The sequence below is a fragment of the Chryseobacterium sp. SIMBA_029 genome, assembly GCF_046535275.1.
Taxonomy (GTDB): domain Bacteria; phylum Bacteroidota; class Bacteroidia; order Flavobacteriales; family Weeksellaceae; genus Chryseobacterium.
The window spans coordinates 97,217-118,718 of record NZ_JAWRXA010000001.1 but is presented as its reverse complement, the minus strand read 5'-3'; the positions used below and the strand labels follow the sequence as shown (position 1 = coordinate 118,718).

At 36.2% G+C, this 21,502-nt stretch carries 22 protein-coding genes and 1 pseudogene; 15 read left to right on the top strand and 8 right to left on the bottom strand.

What is annotated here, in order from left to right; genetic code table 11:
- Positions 1 to 166 precede the first annotated feature (166 nt).
- The 4 genes from SB679_RS00535 to SB679_RS00520 all read right to left on the bottom strand — a co-directional run bounded on the left by SB679_RS00535 (position 167) and on the right by SB679_RS00520 (position 3,525).
- Positions 167 to 817, bottom strand: coding sequence for an outer membrane beta-barrel protein (locus tag SB679_RS00535; RefSeq protein ID WP_410700296.1), 651 nt, complete (start codon positions 815 to 817; stop codon positions 167 to 169).
- Positions 818 to 1,302: 485 nt separating this feature from the next.
- Positions 1,303 to 1,800, bottom strand: coding sequence for a hypothetical protein (locus tag SB679_RS00530; protein ID WP_410700295.1), 498 nt, complete (start codon positions 1,798 to 1,800; stop codon positions 1,303 to 1,305).
- 137 nt (positions 1,801 to 1,937) lie between these two features.
- Positions 1,938 to 2,465, bottom strand: coding sequence for an outer membrane beta-barrel protein (locus SB679_RS00525; protein ID WP_410700294.1), 528 nt, complete (start codon positions 2,463 to 2,465; stop codon positions 1,938 to 1,940).
- Positions 2,466 to 2,565: 100 nt separating this feature from the next.
- Positions 2,566 to 3,525: a PhoH family protein gene (locus SB679_RS00520; protein WP_034711434.1), complete on the bottom strand. Its 960-nt coding sequence runs from the start codon at positions 3,523 to 3,525 to the stop codon at positions 2,566 to 2,568.
- Between the two features lie 352 nt (positions 3,526 to 3,877).
- Here SB679_RS00520 and SB679_RS00515 point away from each other — a divergent pair, with 352 nt between their 5' ends.
- The 8 genes and pseudogenes from SB679_RS00515 (at position 3,878) to rplI (ending at position 9,873) form a co-directional block, all read left to right on the top strand.
- A complete protein-coding gene (locus SB679_RS00515; protein WP_034711436.1) occupies positions 3,878 to 4,705 on the top strand; it encodes an S-adenosyl-l-methionine hydroxide adenosyltransferase family protein in 828 nt (275 codons plus the stop codon).
- A 63-nt stretch (positions 4,706 to 4,768) separates the two neighbouring features.
- Complete coding sequence (locus tag SB679_RS00510) at positions 4,769 to 6,085, top strand: dihydrolipoamide acetyltransferase family protein (protein WP_410700293.1); 1,317 nt, start codon at positions 4,769 to 4,771, stop codon at positions 6,083 to 6,085.
- A 134-nt stretch (positions 6,086 to 6,219) separates the two neighbouring features.
- Positions 6,220 to 6,849 carry a hypothetical protein gene (locus SB679_RS00505; protein ID WP_410700292.1) on the top strand — a complete coding sequence of 210 codons (630 nt, stop codon included), beginning with the start codon at positions 6,220 to 6,222 and terminating at the stop codon, positions 6,847 to 6,849.
- A gap of 38 nt (positions 6,850 to 6,887) precedes the next feature.
- Positions 6,888 to 8,255 carry a chloride channel protein gene (locus SB679_RS00500; protein ID WP_410700291.1) on the top strand — a complete coding sequence of 456 codons (1,368 nt, stop codon included), beginning with the start codon at positions 6,888 to 6,890 and terminating at the stop codon, positions 8,253 to 8,255.
- Positions 8,256 to 8,323: 68 nt separating this feature from the next.
- Positions 8,324 to 8,392, top strand: a pseudogene (locus tag SB679_RS00495) (hypothetical protein); the annotation flags it as partial.
- Between the two features lie 134 nt (positions 8,393 to 8,526).
- On the top strand, positions 8,527 to 8,868 hold the full coding sequence (gene rpsF, locus SB679_RS00490) for a 30S ribosomal protein S6 (RefSeq protein WP_410700290.1): 342 nt from the start codon (positions 8,527 to 8,529) through the stop codon (positions 8,866 to 8,868).
- A 28-nt stretch (positions 8,869 to 8,896) separates the two neighbouring features.
- Positions 8,897 to 9,199: a 30S ribosomal protein S18 gene (gene rpsR, locus SB679_RS00485; RefSeq protein ID WP_034711446.1), complete on the top strand. Its 303-nt coding sequence runs from the start codon at positions 8,897 to 8,899 to the stop codon at positions 9,197 to 9,199.
- Between the two features lie 161 nt (positions 9,200 to 9,360).
- Complete coding sequence (rplI, locus tag SB679_RS00480; protein WP_410700289.1) at positions 9,361 to 9,873, top strand: 50S ribosomal protein L9; 513 nt, start codon at positions 9,361 to 9,363, stop codon at positions 9,871 to 9,873.
- 129 nt (positions 9,874 to 10,002) lie between these two features.
- Here the strand turns inward: rplI and SB679_RS00475 are convergent, their stop codons facing one another.
- On the bottom strand, positions 10,003 to 10,806 hold the full coding sequence (locus SB679_RS00475) for a helix-turn-helix domain-containing protein (protein WP_410700288.1): 804 nt from the start codon (positions 10,804 to 10,806) through the stop codon (positions 10,003 to 10,005).
- A 137-nt stretch (positions 10,807 to 10,943) separates the two neighbouring features.
- Between SB679_RS00475 and SB679_RS00470 the strand changes: the two genes are divergently transcribed.
- The 4 genes from SB679_RS00470 (at position 10,944) to SB679_RS00455 (ending at position 16,501) form a co-directional block, all read left to right on the top strand.
- A complete protein-coding gene (locus SB679_RS00470) occupies positions 10,944 to 12,281 on the top strand; it encodes a TolC family protein (RefSeq protein ID WP_410700287.1) in 1,338 nt (445 codons plus the stop codon).
- Positions 12,282 to 12,286: 5 nt separating this feature from the next.
- On the top strand, positions 12,287 to 13,333 hold the full coding sequence (locus SB679_RS00465) for an HlyD family secretion protein (RefSeq protein WP_410700286.1): 1,047 nt from the start codon (positions 12,287 to 12,289) through the stop codon (positions 13,331 to 13,333).
- Positions 13,334 to 13,666: 333 nt separating this feature from the next.
- Positions 13,667 to 15,097: a hypothetical protein gene (locus SB679_RS00460; protein ID WP_410700285.1), complete on the top strand. Its 1,431-nt coding sequence runs from the start codon at positions 13,667 to 13,669 to the stop codon at positions 15,095 to 15,097.
- Positions 15,098 to 15,139: 42 nt separating this feature from the next.
- Positions 15,140 to 16,501: an aldehyde dehydrogenase gene (locus tag SB679_RS00455; RefSeq protein WP_410700284.1), complete on the top strand. Its 1,362-nt coding sequence runs from the start codon at positions 15,140 to 15,142 to the stop codon at positions 16,499 to 16,501.
- 36 nt (positions 16,502 to 16,537) lie between these two features.
- On the opposite strand, the gene SB679_RS00450 is transcribed toward SB679_RS00455, so the two are convergent.
- On the bottom strand, positions 16,538 to 17,107 hold the full coding sequence (locus SB679_RS00450; protein WP_410700283.1) for a thioredoxin family protein: 570 nt from the start codon (positions 17,105 to 17,107) through the stop codon (positions 16,538 to 16,540).
- 79 nt (positions 17,108 to 17,186) lie between these two features.
- On the opposite strand from SB679_RS00450, the gene SB679_RS00445 reads away from it, so the two are divergent.
- The 3 genes from SB679_RS00445 (at position 17,187) to SB679_RS00435 (ending at position 19,685) form a co-directional block, all read left to right on the top strand.
- Positions 17,187 to 18,071, top strand: coding sequence for a lysophospholipid acyltransferase family protein (locus SB679_RS00445; RefSeq protein WP_410700282.1), 885 nt, complete (start codon positions 17,187 to 17,189; stop codon positions 18,069 to 18,071).
- A 7-nt stretch (positions 18,072 to 18,078) separates the two neighbouring features.
- Entirely contained in the window at positions 18,079 to 19,047 is a 969-nt protein-coding gene (locus tag SB679_RS00440; RefSeq protein ID WP_410700281.1) for a glycosyltransferase family 2 protein, read from the top strand.
- An 83-nt stretch (positions 19,048 to 19,130) separates the two neighbouring features.
- Positions 19,131 to 19,685, top strand: coding sequence for a 3'-5' exonuclease (locus SB679_RS00435; protein WP_034711459.1), 555 nt, complete (start codon positions 19,131 to 19,133; stop codon positions 19,683 to 19,685).
- Between the two features lie 64 nt (positions 19,686 to 19,749).
- Here SB679_RS00435 and apaG read toward each other — a convergent pair whose 3' ends face one another.
- Positions 19,750 to 20,139, bottom strand: a complete 390-nt coding sequence (gene apaG / locus SB679_RS00430; protein ID WP_410700280.1) for a Co2+/Mg2+ efflux protein ApaG — start codon at positions 20,137 to 20,139, stop codon at positions 19,750 to 19,752.
- An 81-nt stretch (positions 20,140 to 20,220) separates the two neighbouring features.
- Positions 20,221 to 21,474, bottom strand: coding sequence for a 2-oxoglutarate dehydrogenase complex dihydrolipoyllysine-residue succinyltransferase (odhB, locus tag SB679_RS00425; RefSeq protein WP_410700279.1), 1,254 nt, complete (start codon positions 21,472 to 21,474; stop codon positions 20,221 to 20,223).
- Between the last annotated feature and the right edge of the window lie 28 nt (positions 21,475 to 21,502).

The following is a 21,502-nucleotide window of genomic DNA, read 5'->3' as shown; positions in this document are numbered from 1 at the left end:
GAAGGAACTGAATTAATGACGGTACCATCTTAATTGATATACAATTCAGCACTCTTCGTGAATTACCACTTTTTTGCTACAATACGAATAAATCTAATAATCATGCTGGAGCATAAAAAAAGCCCTGAAATATTTCAGGGCTTCTATGTTGGGTATGTTTTACTAATTATTTAGCAAATACATATTTAACTCCGAAAGTTACAGCTGATAAGTTCAAACCGAAGTTATAGTTGTTAACGCTCTTAGCTCCATCAACGTCAAATTTAGAAGTGTTGTATCCAAATTCTCCGAAAGTAGCTTCAATGCTCCAGTTTTTGTTTAAGAAATAATCTAAACCTGGCTTAATGTTAACTCCGATTGAAGTATAGTTAGCTTTTGTTGAAGTAGAAGAAGTTGCAGTAGAACCTCCTACAGTTGTAGTAGAAGTACCTTCGTTTTTAACTTGACCAAATTCCATAGGAACTTCTAATTGACCGAAAATATATAATTTGTCAGCAATAGTCCAGTATTTTCTTACGAAAGGAGCTACAACAAATGCAGATTGAGTATTTTTAATTTCAGAAACAACTAAAGCATTGTTTGTAGTAGTTGTAGTCTTGTCACTTGCATAACCTACACCTAAACCTACAGCTAGGTTAGTCCCTACGAAATATCCTGCAGTTGGAAGAACTCTGAAGCTTTCTATTTTAGAATCATTGTTGTTGTTCTCTTGTTGAGAATAACTTACTTGACCTGATAAATAAGCAGTACCTTTAGCAATCTGTGCATTAGATAATCCGAAAAGTGCAACAGCACCCGCTAATAATATTTTTTTCATTTTAAAAATTTTTAATACTTTCTGAGGGCAAAGTTACATTGGGTAGCATGAATATTAAAATTTGTTAATGTGATTAATATCATTGACCTATATTCGATATTTACCATAATAAAATGTATCCAATAAAGGCTTTTAGCTTATTCACAAAATTTTGAATAGAACAACTACAATTTTTCAATTAGAGCCAAATATGTTTGGTTATTTTAATTTCATCATTTTTGACAAAATTGTTAAAACAGACATTTATCTCTTAAAATTTTGGGATAAAACTGATTTTAATTAACCAATTTAACTTAAAATAAAATTTTGCATTATGTTAAATTACCATTGATTTAGGCTTACCTAGTCTGTTAATAGATACAAACAAAATAAAAATCGGTTCCTTGTAAACACTGTTCCAGAGTTTCAATAAAAATCATGCAGGCCACTAAAAAGCTCCAATTTTTCAATTGGAGCCTGTTTATTCATTTCTTAATGTTGCATTCTTATTTCAGGAAGAAGTTATAGCCAATGTTGACTGCACCAACATTCCAGCTTACTCTGTAAGGTCCAAAATCACGCTTGTTACTAATCGTTTGGTATCCTAAATAGAGCTCTCCTTTAGCCATCTGATAACCGAATTTTGGCTGAGCATAGAATCCACCGTCTACCCCATCTTTTGTGGAAATGCCATATCCTAAATCTAATCCCACAAAAATAGGAGCTCCCGAAAATTTGTATTTACCGGAAACCGCTACCGGAATAAATCCGAAATCATCAAAATTATCTTTTCCAAAGAAATGAGAATATCCCGTTGCGACTCCCAGGTCAAGCCCTTTTGTAATATTCCACATATAAGCAGCATCCACTCCTAATGTGAATGATGATGCATTACTTGCGTCGGAAACCGGAATACCGATATGTCCCCCAAGTTTAAAACCTTCCTGCGCCTGTGCAGCCCCTCCCAGAAAGGCGAAAGCACTTAATAGTAGTAATTTTTTCATATTTTCTAATAGTTTTTTGATTGAGCTCTCAAAATTAATAAATATTTTATATTTCATCAAGAGGTCAAAAAAAATTAAATCAAAACATAAAAAAACCGCTTAAAAAATAAGCGGCTTGTCTTTTATAATAGAGTTAATTAAAACTTATAAGCATATCCTATACTTACTGTTGAAAGCTCATATCCGTCTTTGCTGATTCCTTTATATCCTGCAAAAACATTATGTTTTTCTGCAAATGTATACCCTACTTTAGGCTGATAGTAAAAACCACCACCATCTGCATCTCCTGTAAGGAAAGCATATCCAAGATCTGCTCCTACATTAAATCCACCCTCAAACGTATATTGCGCCGTTGCTGCTACAGGGATTGACCCAACATTTGATTTGTATGATATTGAAGGAATGATAACCGATCCCATAAAGTTTAATTCGGGAGTCTTGATTTCTTTTCCGAAATAATGAGAGTATCCTGTGGTCGCTCCCAATTCAAAATGATCTGCGATTTCCCACGTATAGGCTACATCTACTCCTGCATTAAATGCATAGGTATCTCCTGCATCTCCTACAGGCAATCCTACATGTCCTCCTATTTTAAAGTGACTTTCCTGAGCGTTAACATTTGCTCCCAAAAGAGCCAAAGCTCCGATTAATAATAGTTTTTTCATGGTTATTTGTTTTAAAATTCGACCGCTAAACTAATTATTATTTAGGAAATTAACAATTCATTAACCCAACAATGATATTATGTTAAATAATTACAAATCTTTAATCATTCTTCAGTCTCTTATCTTCTTCATTGTAAGCAAGGATAATCTTTCTTACTACCGGATGTCTTACCACATCTTCTTCGGTAAGATGTACAAACCCGATCTCTTTTACCCCATGCAGAATCCTCATGGCTTCTTTTAACCCGGACTGCTGGTTTTTCGGAAGGTCAATCTGGCTTGGATCTCCGGTAATGATGAATTTGGCGTTCATCCCCATTCTCGTCAGGAACATTTTCATCTGCGCATGAGTTGTATTCTGTGCTTCATCAAGAATTACAAAAGCATCATCAAGGGTACGCCCTCTCATAAACGCCAACGGAGCTACTTCAATAACTTTCTTCTCCATAAAACCTTCCAGTTTTTCATGAGGAATCATATCCCGAAGTGCATCATATAGAGGCTGTAAATACGGATCCAGCTTTTCTTTAAGATCACCCGGCAAAAATCCCAGGCTCTCCCCCGCTTCTACCGCAGGTCTTGTCAGAACAATTCTTTTCACTTCTTTATCCCTCAAAGCCCTTGCTGCCAAAGCCACACTGGTATAGGTTTTCCCGGTTCCCGCAGGTCCGATCGCAAAAACCATATCCTTTTTCTCCGTTTCTTTAACGAGTTTTTTAAGGTTGGTGGTTTTAGCTTTAATAATCTTACCGTTTACCCCTTTTACAATGATATCCTGATCAAAGACCAGCTGTTTTTCATTCTCATCCTTGATATTAAGGATGTTTTCAACATCTTTAAGGGCAATAGAATTGTTTTTTGAGATAAATGCTATAATATCATTCAGTTTTTGTTTAAGTATGTCTAACGCTTCCTGATTTCCCATTGCAAAAATATAATGGTCTCTTCCAGTAATTTTAATGGTTGGGAAGCTTGATTTTATTAAATTGAAAAATTGGTTATTTACACCGTAGAAGATCTTTACGTCAACATCTTCCAAATCATATGTTAATTCAAACATGCAGGTATTTTTTATTAGTATCTAAATTTAGAATTTTTTTTCCAGATTTATATCAAATTCTTATCCACAATATTTACAGCATACCGCTATTAATCATTAGTTGTAAAAATAATAAGCAATAATTTGTACATTTATTCTGTTATTTGTTTTATTACGTCTTTAATAATTCACCAATTTTTACAAAACTCATTCAAATAAAGCATATTAATTAAAAGGTAAGCAATTCAGGCCTCTGCCTTCAGAAAACAAATTCGGAAGCAGACGCGTATTTTATAATTTTTTATGAACCATAACCTCTCTATTTCCCTTTATTTTAAATAAATTTGCATTTCTATCATTCTACAAATTACAAATGTCGATTATTACCCTTACTTCAGATTTCGGAAATTTAGACTACAGAGTTGCCGCTGTAAAAGGCAAGATTCTGTCGCTGAATCCTGAGGTTGATATTGTTGATATAACCCACGACATCCAGGCATTCAACCTCATACAGACCTCTTATATTGTCAGAAACGCTTATAAATATTTTCCAAAAGGAGCTATTCACATTTTATCGGTTGACAGTTTTTTCCATAAATCAAGAAAAAACATTCTTTATAAATCGGATGGATCTTATTTTCTGGCGGCCGACAATGGCCTTTTAAGCCTGATCTTTTTCGATATAAAACCCGAAGCAATTTATGAGATCACTCTTAACAGCAGGTTTGACGATGTGGTAGATTTCACGTCAACCGATGTTTTCGTGCCTGCAGCCGTACATCTTGCCAACGGTGGATTACCGGAAGTAATCGGAAGAAAAATAGACAGTGTTAAGCAGCTTTTATTTCCAAAACCTGTTTATAATGAGAACGAAAGAATGATTATTGGGGAAGTTACCTATATTGATAATTTCGGAAATATTATCTCGAATATCAACAAAGAATTTTTCGAAAGTGCAGGAAAGGGCTATGAAAATTTCACCATTAAATTCAGAAACTTAAGTCTTTCCAGAATATTTTCAAGCCACACCGAAGTGGTTTCCGACTGGGAAAGGGAAACAGAATACCACGGACAGTCTGCAGCAATTTTCAATGACAGCCAGCTTTTGGAGCTTACCATCTATAAAGGAAGCAAAAAAAACGGCGCAAAAAGTTTGTTCGGATTGAATGTTGGGGAAAATATTTACATTGAATTTTTCTAAGATTATATATTCCATAAAAAAACCGATTTTTTTTATATATTTGTCAAAATCTAAAAATTAAAAATGGCAGAATACAAATTATTGCTTCCTTCCATGGGAGAAGGTGTTATGGAAGCGACAATTATCACTTGGTTATTTAATGAAGGTGATAATGTAAAAGAGGATGATTCCGTAGTAGAAATTGCAACAGATAAGGTAGATTCAGACGTTCCGACACCAGTTTCGGGGAAAATCGTTAAAATTTTAAAACAAAAAGACGAGGTTGCAAAAGTTGGTGAAGCCATTGCTATTTTAGAAATTGAAGGAGAAGGCGGAAATACAGCTTCAGAAGAGGTAAAAACAGAGGCTCCGGCTCCAACTCCGGATGCTGAAACATTAAAAACAATTGAAGGAGCTTTACAGCCTACCGCTACTTCACATGTAGAATTTTCAGGAGACCTTTATTTATCACCTCTTGTAAAATCCATCGCACAACAAGAAAATATTTCTGAAACTGAACTGCAATCCATCAAAGGAAACGGTTTAGAGGGAAGAATTACAAAAGAAGATATATTAGCGTATGTTGCCAACAGAGGAAACCAACCTCAGGCAGCACCACAAGCAGCAGTAGCAACGACTCCTGCTCCAAAACCTGCAGTATCTGCTCCGGCAGCTACCGTATCAACAGCAGCAGGTGACGAGATCATTCCAATGGACAGAATGAGAAAGATCATCGCTGAAAACATGGTAAAAGCAAAACAGACTGCTCCACACGTTACTTCTTTCATTGAAACTGATGTAACCAACGTGGTAAAATGGAGAAACAAGCATAAAGATATTTTCGAAAAACGTGAAGGTGAAAAATTGACTTTCATGCCTATTTTCGTAAAAGCAATTGTAAAAGCGATCCAGGATTATCCGATGATCAATGTTTCTATCAATGGAGATAACATCATTAAAAAGAAAAACATCAACATCGGTATGGCAACAGCCCTTCCGGATGGAAATCTTATCGTTCCTGTAATTAAAAATGCAGATCAGCTTTCTCTTTCAGGTTTGGCAAAAGCTATTAATGACCTAGCTTACAGAGCAAGAAATAAGAAATTAAGACCAGAAGATACGCAAGGAGCTACTTATACGATTTCTAACGTAGGAAGCTTCGGAAACTTAATGGGTACTCCTATTATTCCACAGCCTCAGGTTGCTATTTTAGCAATTGGAGCGATTGTGAAAAAACCAGCAGTGCTGGAAACTAAAGACGGCGACGTAATTGCTATCCGTCAGTTGATGTTCATGTCTCACTCGTATGACCATAGAGTGGTAGACGGATCTCTGGGTGGAATGTTCCTTAAACATGTTCATGACTACCTGCAGAACTGGGATATGAATACTGAAGTATAAATCATAATAAACAATCAGTTATTCAGATACTACTGATCAACTTATATAAAAACCTTCGATTTTTTCAGAGGTTTTTTTGCTTTGGAATTGTAATAAATAATATTAATTTTAAGACCAATTATTTTTCAACACCAATGGAACTGGATTTCAGAAAGCTTTATACCCCCAACTTATTTGATTTTTCTAAAGAACAAGAGAAATTAATTTTTGAAGTGTACGACAGATTGTTCCAAACGTACAGTATTTCAGTTGCAGAAATTGAAAAATCTCCTTACAGCAAAATAAAAGCAGAAAATGAAAACCAACTGCTTACTCCAAAAATCTGCTATTATATTACCCATAAAGACAAAACAAATTCTTTTTACCTATATATTACCAATAAGATCTGGGTCACTGCCAGAGGAGATGTAAGCAGCAATAAATATGATACTTTACAGATTTGGGGAATCAAAGAACTCCATGAAAATCTGGAATACATTTCCATAAAAAGGAAAAAGACGATGGATTGTATTGCTGGAATTTTCAATAAATTCTCGATAGATTTTACAGAAGATAAAGATTTCAACAAAAATTTTTACGTTTTAGGTACAGATGAAAACAAAACCAGAGGTTTTCTTACTTCGCATAGAAGACAGGCAATACAGTCTTTTCCAGATGAAAATTTTCAGTTCGAAATAAAAAATGAAATCCTTATTTTCGGAATCGCTAAAGAACTCTCTGTGAATAGTGCATTGGCAGTAACAGATTTTTTGGAAAAAATTTAACTGGAATAGCTCTCTAATCTACTATATTACGATACACAATGTTGAAAATTTTAAATCCCATACGCAAAGGTCTTAAAAAATCCTTTGATAATATCCGGAACGAGCAGCTGAAGAACAACCTGCTTCAAGCCATTCCTTTTTGGATAGGCTCAGTGATTACTGGTATTTTTGCCGTGATGTATGCCAACATATTCGCATGGGGAGAAAAACTTTTAGCCCTGATCCTCAACTGGCATGACTGGATGATTTTCATGATTGCACCCATCGGATTTGTTCTTTCCTGGTGGCTTGTTAAAGAATTTGCACCCTATGCAAAAGGAAGCGGAATTCCTCAGGTAATGGCCGCAGTAGAACTTGCCAATCCTAAAGAACATACCAAAATAAGAAGTCTTTTAAGTCTTAAAATCATATTTTTCAAAATCCTCTCATCTGTTATTCTGGTTATTGGGGGTGGCGCTGTAGGTCGTGAAGGCCCCACCATACAGATTGCCGGTTCCATTTTCAGAAAAGTCAATGAATACCTTCCTGACTGGTGGCCAAAAATATCTAAAAAGAATATGATCATGACGGGAGCTGCTGCAGGCCTTGCTGCTGCCTTCAATACCCCGCTCGGCGGAATTGTTTTTGCAGTGGAAGAACTTTCAAAGACCCACATTAATTATTTTAAGACCGCACTCTTTACAGCAGTGATTATCGCAGGCTTAACAGCTCAAACATTGGCAGGATCCTATTTGTATCTGGGCTATCCCAAAACCCATGACGTTTCCTTAATGGTGATGTTCCCGATCATTTTGGTGGCCGGAGTTTCAGGGATATTAGCGAGCCAGCTTTCCGTGATGATGCTTGCTATGAACAATTGGAAAAAGAAAAACCTGACTACCGACAGAGCAAATGTCATTTTTCTGGTTATCTGTGCCTTATTCATTGCCTGTATTGCTTATTTTGTCAACAGGGAGATCTTAGGTTCGGGAAAGGAGATTATGCAGCGTGTTCTTTTCACGCCTAATAAACATGAAGAATGGTATGTGCCTGTTTTAAGGATGCTGGGGCCTGCCCTTTCCTTTACTTCAGGAGGTGCGGGCGGAATTTTCGCCCCTGCTCTTGCAGCGGGTGCAAGTGTAGGCTCTGTTATTTCAGGAATGATCCATTTAACACAAAATGAGACCAATGTTGTTATCCTCGGTGGTATGGTTGCTTTTCTTACTGGAATTACACGGGCTCCCTTTACTTCGGCGATTATTGTATTAGAAATGACAGACAGACATTCGTTGATATTTCATCTAATGCTTGCGGGAATGATTTCTTCTATTGCTTCCATCCTGGTAAGCCGCCATTCTTTATATGATGTTATAAAAGTTAATTTTTTACACGAGATCAGAAATAAAGATCATAATGAACCCCTTTGAATTAGGACAAAAGATATAAAACAAAAGTATTCTCATTTAAAAATAAATGATTTTATGCTCAATTAGCAGACGGAATTTATATGGTAACTGCAGAAACTGAAAACGGAAAAGAATCCGTAAAAGTGATTAAAAAGTAGCTATATTCACCATAAGATAGAAAAGACCTGCAAAAACAGGTCTTTTTTCGTAAATAATCCTTGGTAATATTGCATATTAGAAATAAAATTTCTACTTTTGCACCTCGAAATAATTAACAAATTCATTTAACATTATGAACAATTACGAAACTGTTTTCATTTTAACTCCCGTTCTATCTGATGCTCAGGTGGAGGAAGCAGTGAAAAAATTTGAAGATCTTTTAAAAGAAAAGAACTGTGAAATCGTTGCTAAAGAGAACTGGGGATTAAAAAAACTAGCGTATCCGATCCAATTAAAAAAGAACGGATTCTATACTTTAATCGAGTTTAAAGGAGAAGGAACTATCGTTTCTGATTTGGAATTAGCTTTCAAACGTGACGAAAGAGTAATCCGTTACCTTACTACAAAACTTGATAAGCACGCTATTGAGTACGCTGTAACAAGAAGAACTAAAGTAAAAGCAGCTAAAGCTTAATTATTAATCCTTAAAAAAAGACAAGACAATGGCAATAGATGATATGGCTAAACAAGCCTCAGCTGGAGGAGAATCAGAAGTAAAATTCCTTACTCCACTTGATATCAATACAAAATCTGAAAAGAAATATTGTAGATTCAAAAAATTTGGAATTAAGCATGTAGATTACAAAGATGCTGATTTCTTACTACAGTTTGTAAACGAGCAAGGTAAGATCTTACCAAGAAGATACACTGGAACTTCTTTAAAATACCAAAGAAAAGTTTCTGCTGCTATCAAAAGAGCAAGACACCTTTCTTTAATGCCGTACGTAGCGGATTTATTAAAGTAAGATTCTATAAAAAAATAAATGAGAGAAGAGGGCAACCTCTTCTTTTGTTGCTGAATACATATTTAATTCTAACTTAATTTAGATTAACAGATTCCTGATTTCAGACTTAAATGTCTATTATCTACTATCTAGCTTCTAAATTCTAAAAAAGGACAACAACAATGCAAATTATCTTAAAAAAAGACGTAGAAAATTTAGGTCTTGAATTCGACACAGTAAACGTAAAGCCAGGTTACGCAAGAAACTTTTTACTTCCTCAAGGGATTGCTCTTTTGGCAACTCCTAAAAACAAAGCTGCTTTAGAAGCTACTTTGGAAGCGAGAAAAGAAGAAGAAGCTAAATTAATTGCTGCTGCTAACGCTGTCGTTGAACAATTAAAGAAAACATCTATCTCTATTCCTGCTAAAGTAGGTACAGGTGATAAATTATTCGGATCTATCAACAATTCTGATCTTTCTGCTGCTCTAGCTAAAGCTGGTGTACAAGTAGACAAGAAATACATCAAAATTCCCGGGAACACTATTAAGAGAACTGGTAAAGTAACATCTATCGTTAGACTACACAGAAATGTAGAATACAACTTCGAATTCGATGTTGTATCTGATGCACCTCCTGCTCCTGCAGCTCCGGCTCCTGCTAAAAAAGTAGAAGCTAAGACTGAAGAAGAAGCTTAGTCAATAAGAGAATTTTTTCTCACATCATATTAACCACTTCAATTGAAGTGGTTTTTTTATGCATTATGATGAACTATAAATTTGTTATGAGGCTTATTAAAGAGTCCCTTCTTATCCGTTGTAATAAGCTTACTGCTCTCCTTTTAAACGCTGCTGATATTCAGTAGGTGGAATTCCAATTACTTTTTTGAAAATATTGCTGAAAGAGGAAAGACTATTATACCCTACCATCATCGCAATCTCGTACATATTGTACTTTTCCTCCAGCATTAGCTCCAATGATCGGGTAATTCTTAACGCCCGAAGAAAACGGACATAATTCATGCCTAAAATCTCTTTAAACTTCCTCGAGAGGGTTCTTGTACTCATTCCGAATTCTTTCGCCGTAGATTCGATGCTAAGCGGCTTTTCGAGGTTCGTATGAATATACTGAGCAATTTTCAATAAGGTTTCATCTTTTGGAAAAGGATGCTGAACAGGAAACGTTAATTTTTTATCTCTTTTTTCGGGTAGAACTCCTTTTAAAGCTTTGAGAAAATAATACTTAGAGCTTTCATTTTTTGTGATTTTCCCATCCCATTCTTTTGTGTATAAAATCATCTCTCTCAGGAGGTGACTGACGGAATAAATATCAATTTCATCAAAAAAGCCATCTTCTGCTTCCTCTTTTTTAAAATAAAAATTATATAAATCCACTTTTGGGCTGGAGGTAAATATATAATGCGGCATTCCCGCCGGGATCCACATAAAGCATCGGGCTGGAAGATACCAATGTTTAAGATCGGCAAAAATATGCACAATTCCCCCTTCTGCATACACTAATTGTGCAGAACTATGATGATGGATATCTGTCTTTATATTGCCGGTAAGGACATGATAGACATAAAATGCGGCATCTTCTTCCTCTACTGCCTTAAAATGTTCGTCATTCATATCCTAAAGATAAGTAGAAAATTTTGATTTGGCGTAAATGAGCAAATCTTTTTCTGTTTTCACAAATCGGGTCCCTACGTACACATCGTAACTTTGCAACATCAAAATCAATTCTACAAAAAACCTTTAATTTATTTATGAAAATGATATTTAACGCATGCGGATATCAATGCATAGCGTTGTGCTTATTATTGATAAGTAGTTTATTACCCTCACAAGTGATAGATTACCAGCATCTCAATCTCCAGCAAGCCATAGAACTGGGTTTAAAGAATAACAAGAATATTCAGATAAGCCACTTAAAGCAGGCCATGTCCGAAACCAAAGAAAAAGACCTTGCTATGGAAAAACTTCCGGACATTGAATTTCATACCAGTTACAATCAGGTAACGAATCTTTTCCAGCACGAAAACGGTGTATTCGGGAAAGCGACCAAATACGATGTGATCAATGGAATGTATGATTTCACTCTTTCTGCTTCCATCCCTGTATACATGGGAGGAAGAATTAAAAACACGGAGAAAAAAGCAGCCATAGACACTGAAATCTCTACTTTAAAGACCCATTTGGATGAGAGACAACTTAGTATGGAAATCATTACGGCTTTTCTCCAGATCCATCATTTAAAAGAGCAGCAAATGCTTATCAATGAAAAGATGAAGGAAGATTCTGTGAATATTAAACAGGTAAAAGCCTTAAAAGCCAATGGCGTAGTTACCGTAAATGAGGTACTGAGAACTTCTTTACAGCTTTCCAATCATACGATGAGCTGGACAGAACTGGATAATGACATCCAAATCGCAGAACATAAGCTTAAAACAATTCTTTCTCTTCCTGAAAATCAGGAAATGCATGCCAACACGGAAGATCTGATCTCTGAAAAAGCCACCATTCCTTATATAGAAGAACTGACGGAAACGGCTTTAAACAAAAATGAATCTGTAGAAATTACACATAAGAATCTTTCGTTAAAACAGCTGGACCAAAAAATTACAAAAGCGAATTATTTACCTAAAATAACCGCTGGCGGAGAATATTTTTTGAAATATCCCAATATGATGTTCTTTCCCCCGGAGCCTTATGCTTATCGTCTGGGAATGGTTGGAGTCAACCTTACCTATCCAATCGAAAGCCTGTATAAAAACAAATACAAAATGCAGGAAGCCAAGGAAAATATTGACCTGGCAAAGCTTCAGATCGAAGAAAATGAAGAGAATGTAAGACATCATGTGTATGAAGCTTTCAAGAAGTTCGAAGAAACCGACCAAAAAGTAAAAATTGCGGAAGAAGCCATCAATCAGGCTAAAGAAAACTACAGAATCGTACGAACGAAGTATGTGAATAAATTAAGCCTTATTACTGAGCTTATTGATGCTGATAATGCTTATCTGGAAGCCCGCTCCAATTTAATTTCCGTAAAAATAAACCGACAACTGAAATACTATCAACTCCAATATACGATTGGAAACTTATAAAAACTATGGCAAAGAAGCAATTAACACAAAAGGAAAAAAGAATCAATAAGACGATTACTTTATTAGCCTGGATCCTTATTATCAGCGGTGTCACGGGGATGGTAAGTTTTTATCTTTTTTCCCGAAAAAATGTTACGACTAATGATGCACAAATCGAGCAATATATTACGCCTGTTTCGAGTAAAGTTTCAGGGTTCATCAAAACGATACGATTTAACGAAAATCAGTTTGTACACAAAGGTGATACACTGATTGTCATAGACAACAGAGAATTCGTCAATCAGGTTAAAATGGCGGAAGCAAATCTGCACGCAACTTCTGAAAATATCACCACTATTGAAAGCGGCGTGAACACCAAAGAAAGTGATACGAAGATCATTGATGCTAAAATATCTTCTGCAAAGATCGATATCTGGAGAACCGAACAGGATTATAAAAGATACAAAAATCTGGTGGCTGAAGATGCCGCAACCGAACAGCAGTTTGAAAATGTAAAAGCATCTTATGACCAGGCTAAAGCCAATCTTATAGCATTAGAACAGCAAAAAAATGCGGTAAGAGCCAGCGCCAGCGAACAGGAAACGAAAGTTGCCCCGGCAAAAAGCCAGATTCAGCAGAGTTCTGCAAGTTTGAACAATGCTAAATTATTTCTTTCCTATACGGTCATTACAGCACCTTACGATGGATGGGTCGGAAAAAAAACGATCCAGGAAGGACAGTTAATCAAGGAGGGACAGGCACTCGTACAGATCGTAAGCAAAGAAAAGTGGATCATCGCCAATTATAAGGAAACTCAATTGGGAGAAATCGATCAGAAACAGGACGTGATTATCACCGCTGATGCCTTTCCAAATGTGGAATTTAAAGGAAAAATCGTATCCGTTTCTCCTGCGTCAGGATCTCAGTTTTCTTTGATCAAACCAGATAATGCCACCGGAAACTTTGTGAAAATTGAACAGAGATTTCCTGTGAAAATTATTCTTGATAATAATAAAGACAATGAAAAGCTGCTTTCCGGAATGAACGTTCTGGTAAGCGCCAGAAAAATCTAAAAATTTGGGAGGGATTAAGCAGTAAGATTAATGAAGCAGAAAAATCCCTTTCAAATTTTACCCATTAAATTATTTTTTAGCGAAAAGGCGGAATCGCAAAATCATGAATTTGCCATTTTTTTCTTTAGCATTTTTATCATTTTACTTTTTTTACACTTATGATTTTCAGCCTTTTCGCTTTTTATTTTTTGCCAATCTATTATGCAACATAATACCATCTACTATAATTGGGTACCACAATGGCTGAAACTGCCGCTCCTTGTACTGGCACTGTTTCCCCATTTGATGTTGTTATCGCTTTTACACTCTAACAGCGCTTTCACATCTTCTTTTATGGATGTAGATTCAGACGACATCCAATATTTATTGATTTTGATGTATGGGACATTTGTGGTTACCCTTTTAGTTTTACCGAGATTTATGGCCTATTTCAGCGTCAAATATTATATTCTGCTGATGTCTTCCATCTCAGTGATTATTTTATACATTTTATCCGTGACCCACGATTATCATGTTATCCTGGTGATCCGGTTTCTGGAAGGGATTTTCGGATTGCTGGAAGGTGCGATCTTTCTGCCTTTGATTATTGCAGAATTAAAAACAAAGCATGCCAAAGTCATTGCGTACCTGTTTATGTACACCATTATGCTTACAGGCGGTACCGTTACCAGTTCTTTATTAAAATCAAGCATTCAGGATTATGATTTCCGTCATATGATTTTAATGATTTTATACTTTCATATTTTCGTTTTAATCATTGGTATTGTTCTATTCAACAGAAATAGATTTTTCCCTAAAAAACCTCTGTATCAACTGGATATTACAAGTTGGTTTCTGTTGTGGGCCTGTCTGCAGGCTGGAGCCTATGCTATTATTTATGGAAAAAGGCTGATGTGGTTTGAATCTGATATCATCACGATGTGCCTTTTTGTATTCCTGATTTCAGGAGGTTTATTTATGCTGAAACAGAGAAATTCCAAACGACCGCTTTTCCATTTTGAAGTGTTCAGCTCCAGAAATGTTGTTGCCGGAATGGTCCTGTTTTTCATATTTTATTTGATCCGTGCAGGTCTCAATAATGTGTACAGTATTATGGCAACCGTCTGGAAATGGCCATGGGATTACATCATCAATATCCAGTACTGGAATGTTGCAGGAACGCTTTTAGGCGTATTTTTATCCGGTATTTGTTTAATGAAAGGAGTCTCTTCAAGAATTGTTTTCTTCACAGGGTTTCTCCTTCTTGCTATAGACTGTGCCTGGTTTACGTACACCTTCTATCCCGATACTACCCTTTCAACCATTTGTCCGCCTTTATTTTTACAGGGAGTTGCTCAGGGATTATTATTTACCCCATTGGTTTTCTTCCTGATTTCCGGGATGCCTGAAGAATATGTGGCCAATGCCACCGCACTAGGTACCAGTACCCGTTTCTGGACGACGGCCATTGGATATGCTTTAATGCAGAATTTGATGCTGGCATTAAGTTTAAAACATTCTGATACGATAAGTTCTCAATTGACCGACACCAATCCTGTTTTCTACTCCCAATGGAATCAGATATTTGGAGCGAACATCTCCAAATTGCCTGTCAATGAATCAGTATCCATGACTGCCGGAGCTTTTAAGGCTAAAATTGCCGCACAATCTATGCTGCTTTCCAATATGGAAATATTCACAGGATTATTCTGGCTGGCTTTAATCACAGCCTTACTTTTACTATTATATCATCCGGTAAAAATAGCCATAAGAAACATTATGTAATTTTTAGGCAAAAAATTTGCTTTATCTACCGAAATTTACGGTATGAATATTCAGGAAGTCCTATCAAACCAAAAAGTGTTTTTTCAAAGTCAGAAGACTAAAAATATAAAGTTCAGGAAAATATATTTAGAAAAGCTAAAATCATTGATCATCCAGAATGAAGAACTTCTGTATGAAGCAATCGATAAAGATTTTGGAAAATCTAAATTTGACACTTTTACCACAGAAATTTCTTTTGTCTTAAAGGATATTGACTATTATCTGAAAAATCTTAATACGCTGTCAAAACCTAAAAAAGTAACGACTAACCTGGCCAATCAGCTGGGAAAAAGCAGGCTGTATCCGGAACCTTTGGGCTGTGTTTTGGTGATTGGTGCCTGGAATTATCCGTATCAGTTGTCTTTATCTCCCATTATTGCAGCTTTGGCCGCTGGAAATTGCTGTATTCTTAAGCCAAGTGAAATAGCAGAAAATACCATGAAAGCCATGGCAACCCTCATTAATGAAAATTTTCCACCGGAATATCTATATGTTTACGAAGGTGGAATTGATGAAACGACAGCCCTTTTACAATTGAAATTTGACAGTATATTTTTCACCGGAAGTACTAAAGTTGGGAAAATTATTTACAAAGCCGCAGCTGAACATTTAACGCCGGTAACCTTAGAATTAGGAGGAAAATCACCTGTGATTGTTACCAAAGATGCCGATCTGAATGTGGCAGCCAAAAGAATTGTATGGGGAAAATTTTTAAACGCAGGGCAAACCTGTGTAGCTCCGGATTATCTGCTGGTTGAAGAAACCGTTCAGGAGCAGTTTTTGGAAATGCTGAGAAATTATATTAAAGAATTTCAATACAGCCCAGGTTCTGAACAATATACCAGAATCATTAATCAAAGAAACTTCCAACGGCTTATTAAGCTTATCGATAAAGAAAAAATATATTATGGCGGTACATGGAATGAGGATCAGCTGTATATAGAGCCTACCCTCCTTACTCAGGTAGATTGGCAGGATGCTGTGATGCAGGAAGAAATTTTTGGTCCCATTCTTCCGGTAATTTCTTTTACAAGCTTTCCTATAGCCCTTAACTCAATACTGGAACTGGAAAAACCTCTTTCGGCCTATTTATTCACCAATAATGCTGAGGAAAAAGAAAACTTCTTACAGAAACTTTCTTTCGGTGGAGGCTGCATCAATGATGTTATTATGCATTTAAGCAACGACTATTTGCCTTTTGGCGGTGTAGGTCACTCCGGCATTGGAAATTATCATGGAAAATACGGTTTCGAAACTTTTTCGCATCAGAAAGCCGTACTGGAAAAAACAACCTGGGGCGAACCCAATATTAAATATCCTCCGTATTCTGAAAAAAAATTAAGCTGGATCAAGAAACTTTTATAAATAAAAAAACCGAGAAATTTCTCGGTTTTTTGTTGTTTATGACTTAGGAGTCCAGGTATTGAAAAATTCTTTTACTTTTTCTTCACTGTATCCTTTTCCTTCTTCCAAAACATCACTTTGCTGTACATGAAGTTTTTTACCATCTTTATCTAATACAATAAAGAAAGGGTACCCTTGCTGCTCTTTCGTATTTATATAATTGGAAAACACTTTTTCATTTTTATTCTCCGGAGAATAATTAAGGTGATAATATAAGTAGTTCTTATCTAAAATACTCTTCAGTGCAGGAGTAGTCTGCACATAATTATTAAAGCGGAGACACCAGATACACCAGTTTCCTCCTGCCTGAATAATAATATTCTTCCCTTCCTTCTTCGCCTGCGCCACTAATTTATTGATATCTGCCTGTGCATCCGCTTTTGGATTATAAGGTTTAGGCAATTTCCCCTTTTCTTCTGCAGCTTTTTTCTTCGCCTCCAATTCTGCAGGATCTGTTTTTACCAGTAAAGCATTATCTTTTTTTCTGGGTTCAGCTGGTTTTTGTGCCTCTTGTGAAAACGCCAGCGTGCTCAATCCTAAGAAAGCTATAATTGACAATTTTTTCATACCATAAAAATAAAAAATTAATACTTATTATCAGCAAAAATAGAACCGTAATTTTTTTATCACTAAATTTGCCTGTTTTATGAATTTCCTGATCAAAATATTATATCTCATCTCCAAACTTCCGCTTAAAATATTGTATATTTTTTCGGACGTTATGTTTTTCCTCAACTACTATATTGTAGGGTACCGGAAAAAAGTGATTACTCAAAACCTGAAAAACTCTTTCCCCGAAAAATCTGACGAAGAGATCCGGGAAATACGAAAGAAGTTCTACCTGAATTTTTCAGACTATCTGGTAGAAACGATCAAATCGTTCAGCATTTCTGAAACCGAATCCAGGGTGAGAATGCAGCACATCAACCAGGAAGTTTTTCATGATGCTAAAAGAGAAGGTAAAAACATTATTTTACTGGCAGGCCATGTATTTAATTGGGAATGGATGAATGCATTTGCAGCGATTATTCCCCAAAAGCACTGCCATCCTGTATACAGAAAGGTAAACAGTGATTTCTGGGAAAACCAGATGAAAAAAGTGCGGAATAAATTCGGAAATGAAGCCCTGGAAGCCAATGAAGTGATCATCAATATTTTCAGATCAAAAAACGATGGCGATTCGACTTATATGTTCGTAGCAGATCAAACACCGCATATCGCTCACGTTAATTACGGGTTAGAATTTCTGAATCAGAGAACCCCTGCTTTCATCGGGTACGACAAACTGGCTACCAGAATGGACCTGGCTTTTATCTATTGCGAAATGAAGAAAGTGAAACGTGGATATTACCAGGTAAATTATCATAGAATATTTCCTGACGGTGAAAAATTTGTAGAACATGAAGTGGTAAAAAAATTCCATAAACTGCTGGAAAATACGTTACGCAAACGTCCGGACAATTACCTGTGGTCTCACAGAAAATGGAAATACCAGGACTCTATCAAAACATTTGATTCTGAAAAAAAATAGATTGTCAATGCCTCACAAATTAGCAGTTGCCATTTTAAACTGGAACGGTAAAAACTGGCTCGAAAAATTTCTTCCAAGCGTTATTCAGTTTTCTCAAAAAGCGGATATTTATGTTGTCGACAATTTTTCTACAGATGATTCTATTGAATTTCTGAAGCAAAATTTCCCGTCGGTTACCATCATCACAAACGATAAAAATTACGGTTTTGCAGGCGGATATAACGAAGGATTAAAAAAAATTGATGCCGATTATTATTGTCTTTTAAATTCTGATGTAGAAGTTACCGAAAACTGGATTGATCCTGTGCTGGAACTGTTTGAAAATAATTCAGAAATTGTTGCTGTACAGCCTAAAATTTTAGCCTACGACAACAAAAAATTCTTTGAATTTGCTGGAGCCGGCGGAGGACTCATTGATAATTTAGGTTATCCTTACTGCAGAGGACGTGTTTTTGACAATCTTGAAGAAGATAAAGGTCAATATAATGATGAAACAGAGATTTTCTGGGCTTCAGGATGCTGCTTTTTTATCCGTTCAAAAGATTTTTGGGAACAGAATGGCTTTGATGCAAGATTTTTCGCCCATCAGGAGGAAATCGATCTTTGCTGGAGGCTGATCAATACTGGGAAAAAAATATTTTATACGGGAAAATCCACTGTCTATCATGTAGGAGGAGGTACATTAAATAAACAAAGTGCTCAAAAAACCTATTTAAACATCAGAAATAATCTTTCAATGATGCTGAAAAATCTGCCTTTTCCGCAACTGATCTGGCTGATATTTTTCAGGCTTTGTTTAGATGGTATTGCAGGAATTTACTTTGGTTTTAAACATGGATTTCCCCATCTTTGGGCTGTTGTGAGGGCTCATTTTGGGTTCTATGCTCAGCTGCCGGGTACAATCAGGCTTCGTCAAACCCATCAGAAGGCAGCCTTTTATCAATCTAAATGGCTTATTTTTAAACATTTTTTATAGATAAAAGAAGACGAAGATTATTGAAAAAGGAACCTAAATTCACCTGTAACAATCAATTCATAACTAAAATTTAATTCAAAAAGATGGATTTCTGCGCAATAGATTTTGAAACGGCTACCAATGACAGAAGCTCCGCCTGTGAGGTTGGGGTGTGTATTGTACAGGATTCAACGATTATAGAAACAAAAACCTGGCTGATTAAACCACCTAGTTTTCCTTATTTCAGTCAATATAATGTTGCTGTTCACGGTATTCAGCCTAACGATGTGAAAGATGCTCCTACTTTTGATGAAATCTGGTATGAAGTACAGGAAATGATGTACGGAACATTGATGGTGGCTCATAATGCAAGTTTTGATGCCGGAGTTTTAAGAGGATGTCTGAATCATTACGGAATGTTTACTCCAAAAATTGACTATTTATGCAGTATTCAGCTTGCTAAAAAATCATGGAATTATCTTCCAAAATATGGTTTAAAACATCTTGCTGAATATCATCAGATCAAATTTAATCATCATAGAGCCGGTGATGACGCAGAGGTTTGTGCAAAAATTTCTTTATTAGCTTTTGAAAAACTGTTTATCACAAGCAATGAAGAAGTTCATGAAAACTTGAAATTAAAGATCAAGAAACTCTAATTATCACCTTTCTTCCCACAGATTATTGTGAAAATCTTCTCTTTTATCGGGAACCTACATGCAATTAATTGCTTAACACTTCAGACAACAGATTGAATTTTGGGATATCAATCTCAAAAGTTTCCTGCGTATTCATGTTTTTAACGAGGTATTTCCCGCTCATATTGCCAACTCCTGACCGAAGCATTACATTAGAAAAGTAAGCGAAATTTTCGCCAACCGACACTTCCGGAGTTAATCCAATTACACCATCTCCTATAATTTCTGTAAATCCAAAGCCTACATCAAAAATAAGCCATTTTCTTTTAAGAATTTTTATAGGAAAACTTCCGTCATTTTCGATCGTGATATTGTATTTAAATACATAACGATTTTCAGACGGATAACTGTTTTTACTATCATATTCAGGTAATACTGAAACATTGATATTGGAGGTCATTTTTGAGAACATCATCGTAGTATTTGTTGTAATTGATACAAAAATCTCGCCCTTTTGAGGCGAGATCGGATATTTATATTATAATTTTATTAAAACTTATAATTCCAGGCCTCTTCTTTCGTCACCACCCATTAATATTTCAACAGGATTGTCGATACCTTCTTTTACTGCAACAAGGAATCCTACAGACTCTTTACCGTCAATAATTCTATGGTCATAAGACATCGCAACATACATCATAGGACGAATAACTACCTGTCCGTCAACCGCAACCGGTCTCTGGATAATGTTGTGCATTCCTAAGATTGCAGATTGAGGCGGGTTGATGATCGGTGTAGACAACATAGATCCGAAAGTACCTCCATTAGTAATGGTGAAAGTACCGCCAGTCATTTCGTCAACCGAAATTTTTCCGTCTCTTACTTTAGTTGCAAGATCTTTGATGTTAGCTTCGACTCCTTTGAAAGACATATTTTCAGCATTTCTCAATACCGGAACCATTAATCCTTTAGGACCAGATACCGCAATTGAGATATCGCAGAAGTCATAGTTTATTTTGAAATCACCATCAATAGATGCATTTACATCAGGATACATTTTTAGGGCTCTTGTTACCGCTTTCGTGAAGAAAGACATGAAACCGATTCCTACTCCATGCTTTTGAGCAAATTCTTCTTTGTATAACTTTCTTAATCTGAAGATTTCAGACATATCAACTTCATTGAAAGTAGTCAACATCGCTGTTTCATTCTTTACAGCAACTAATCTTGAAGCGATTTTTCTTCTAAGAACTGAAAGTTTAGTCGTAGTTGAAGCTCTTGAACCTGTAGCAGACAATGAACTTCCTCCCATTGCAGGAACAGCCGCTAATTCAGCATCAGTTTTAGTGATTCTTCCATCTCTTCCAGATCCTGAAACCTGTCCTGCATCTACTCCTTTTTCGTCAAGGATTTTCTTAGCAGCAGGAGACGGAGCACCCGTTGCATAAGTTTGTGCAGCAGCCTGAACAGCTGGTTTTGGAGCCTCAGCTTTTACCGGTTCGGCAGCCTTAGGAGCTTCTTCCTTTTTTGGAGCTTCAGCGGCAGGAGCAGCAGCACCTTCCGGTTTTGCAGCGTCCCTATCAATTAAACAAACTACCTGACCTACTTGTACCACATCACCTTCTTCTGCTTTTAAAGTGATAACACCACTTTCTTCTGCAGGCAATTCCAGTGTTGCTTTGTCTGAGTCTACCTCAGCGATAGGTTGATCTTTTTCTACATAATCACCATCTTTTACAAGCCAAGTTGCAATTTCAACTTCTGTAATTGATTCGCCCGGTGAAGGAACTTTCATTTCTAAAATTGACATATTGAGTATTTTTTATTTTTTAATTGAA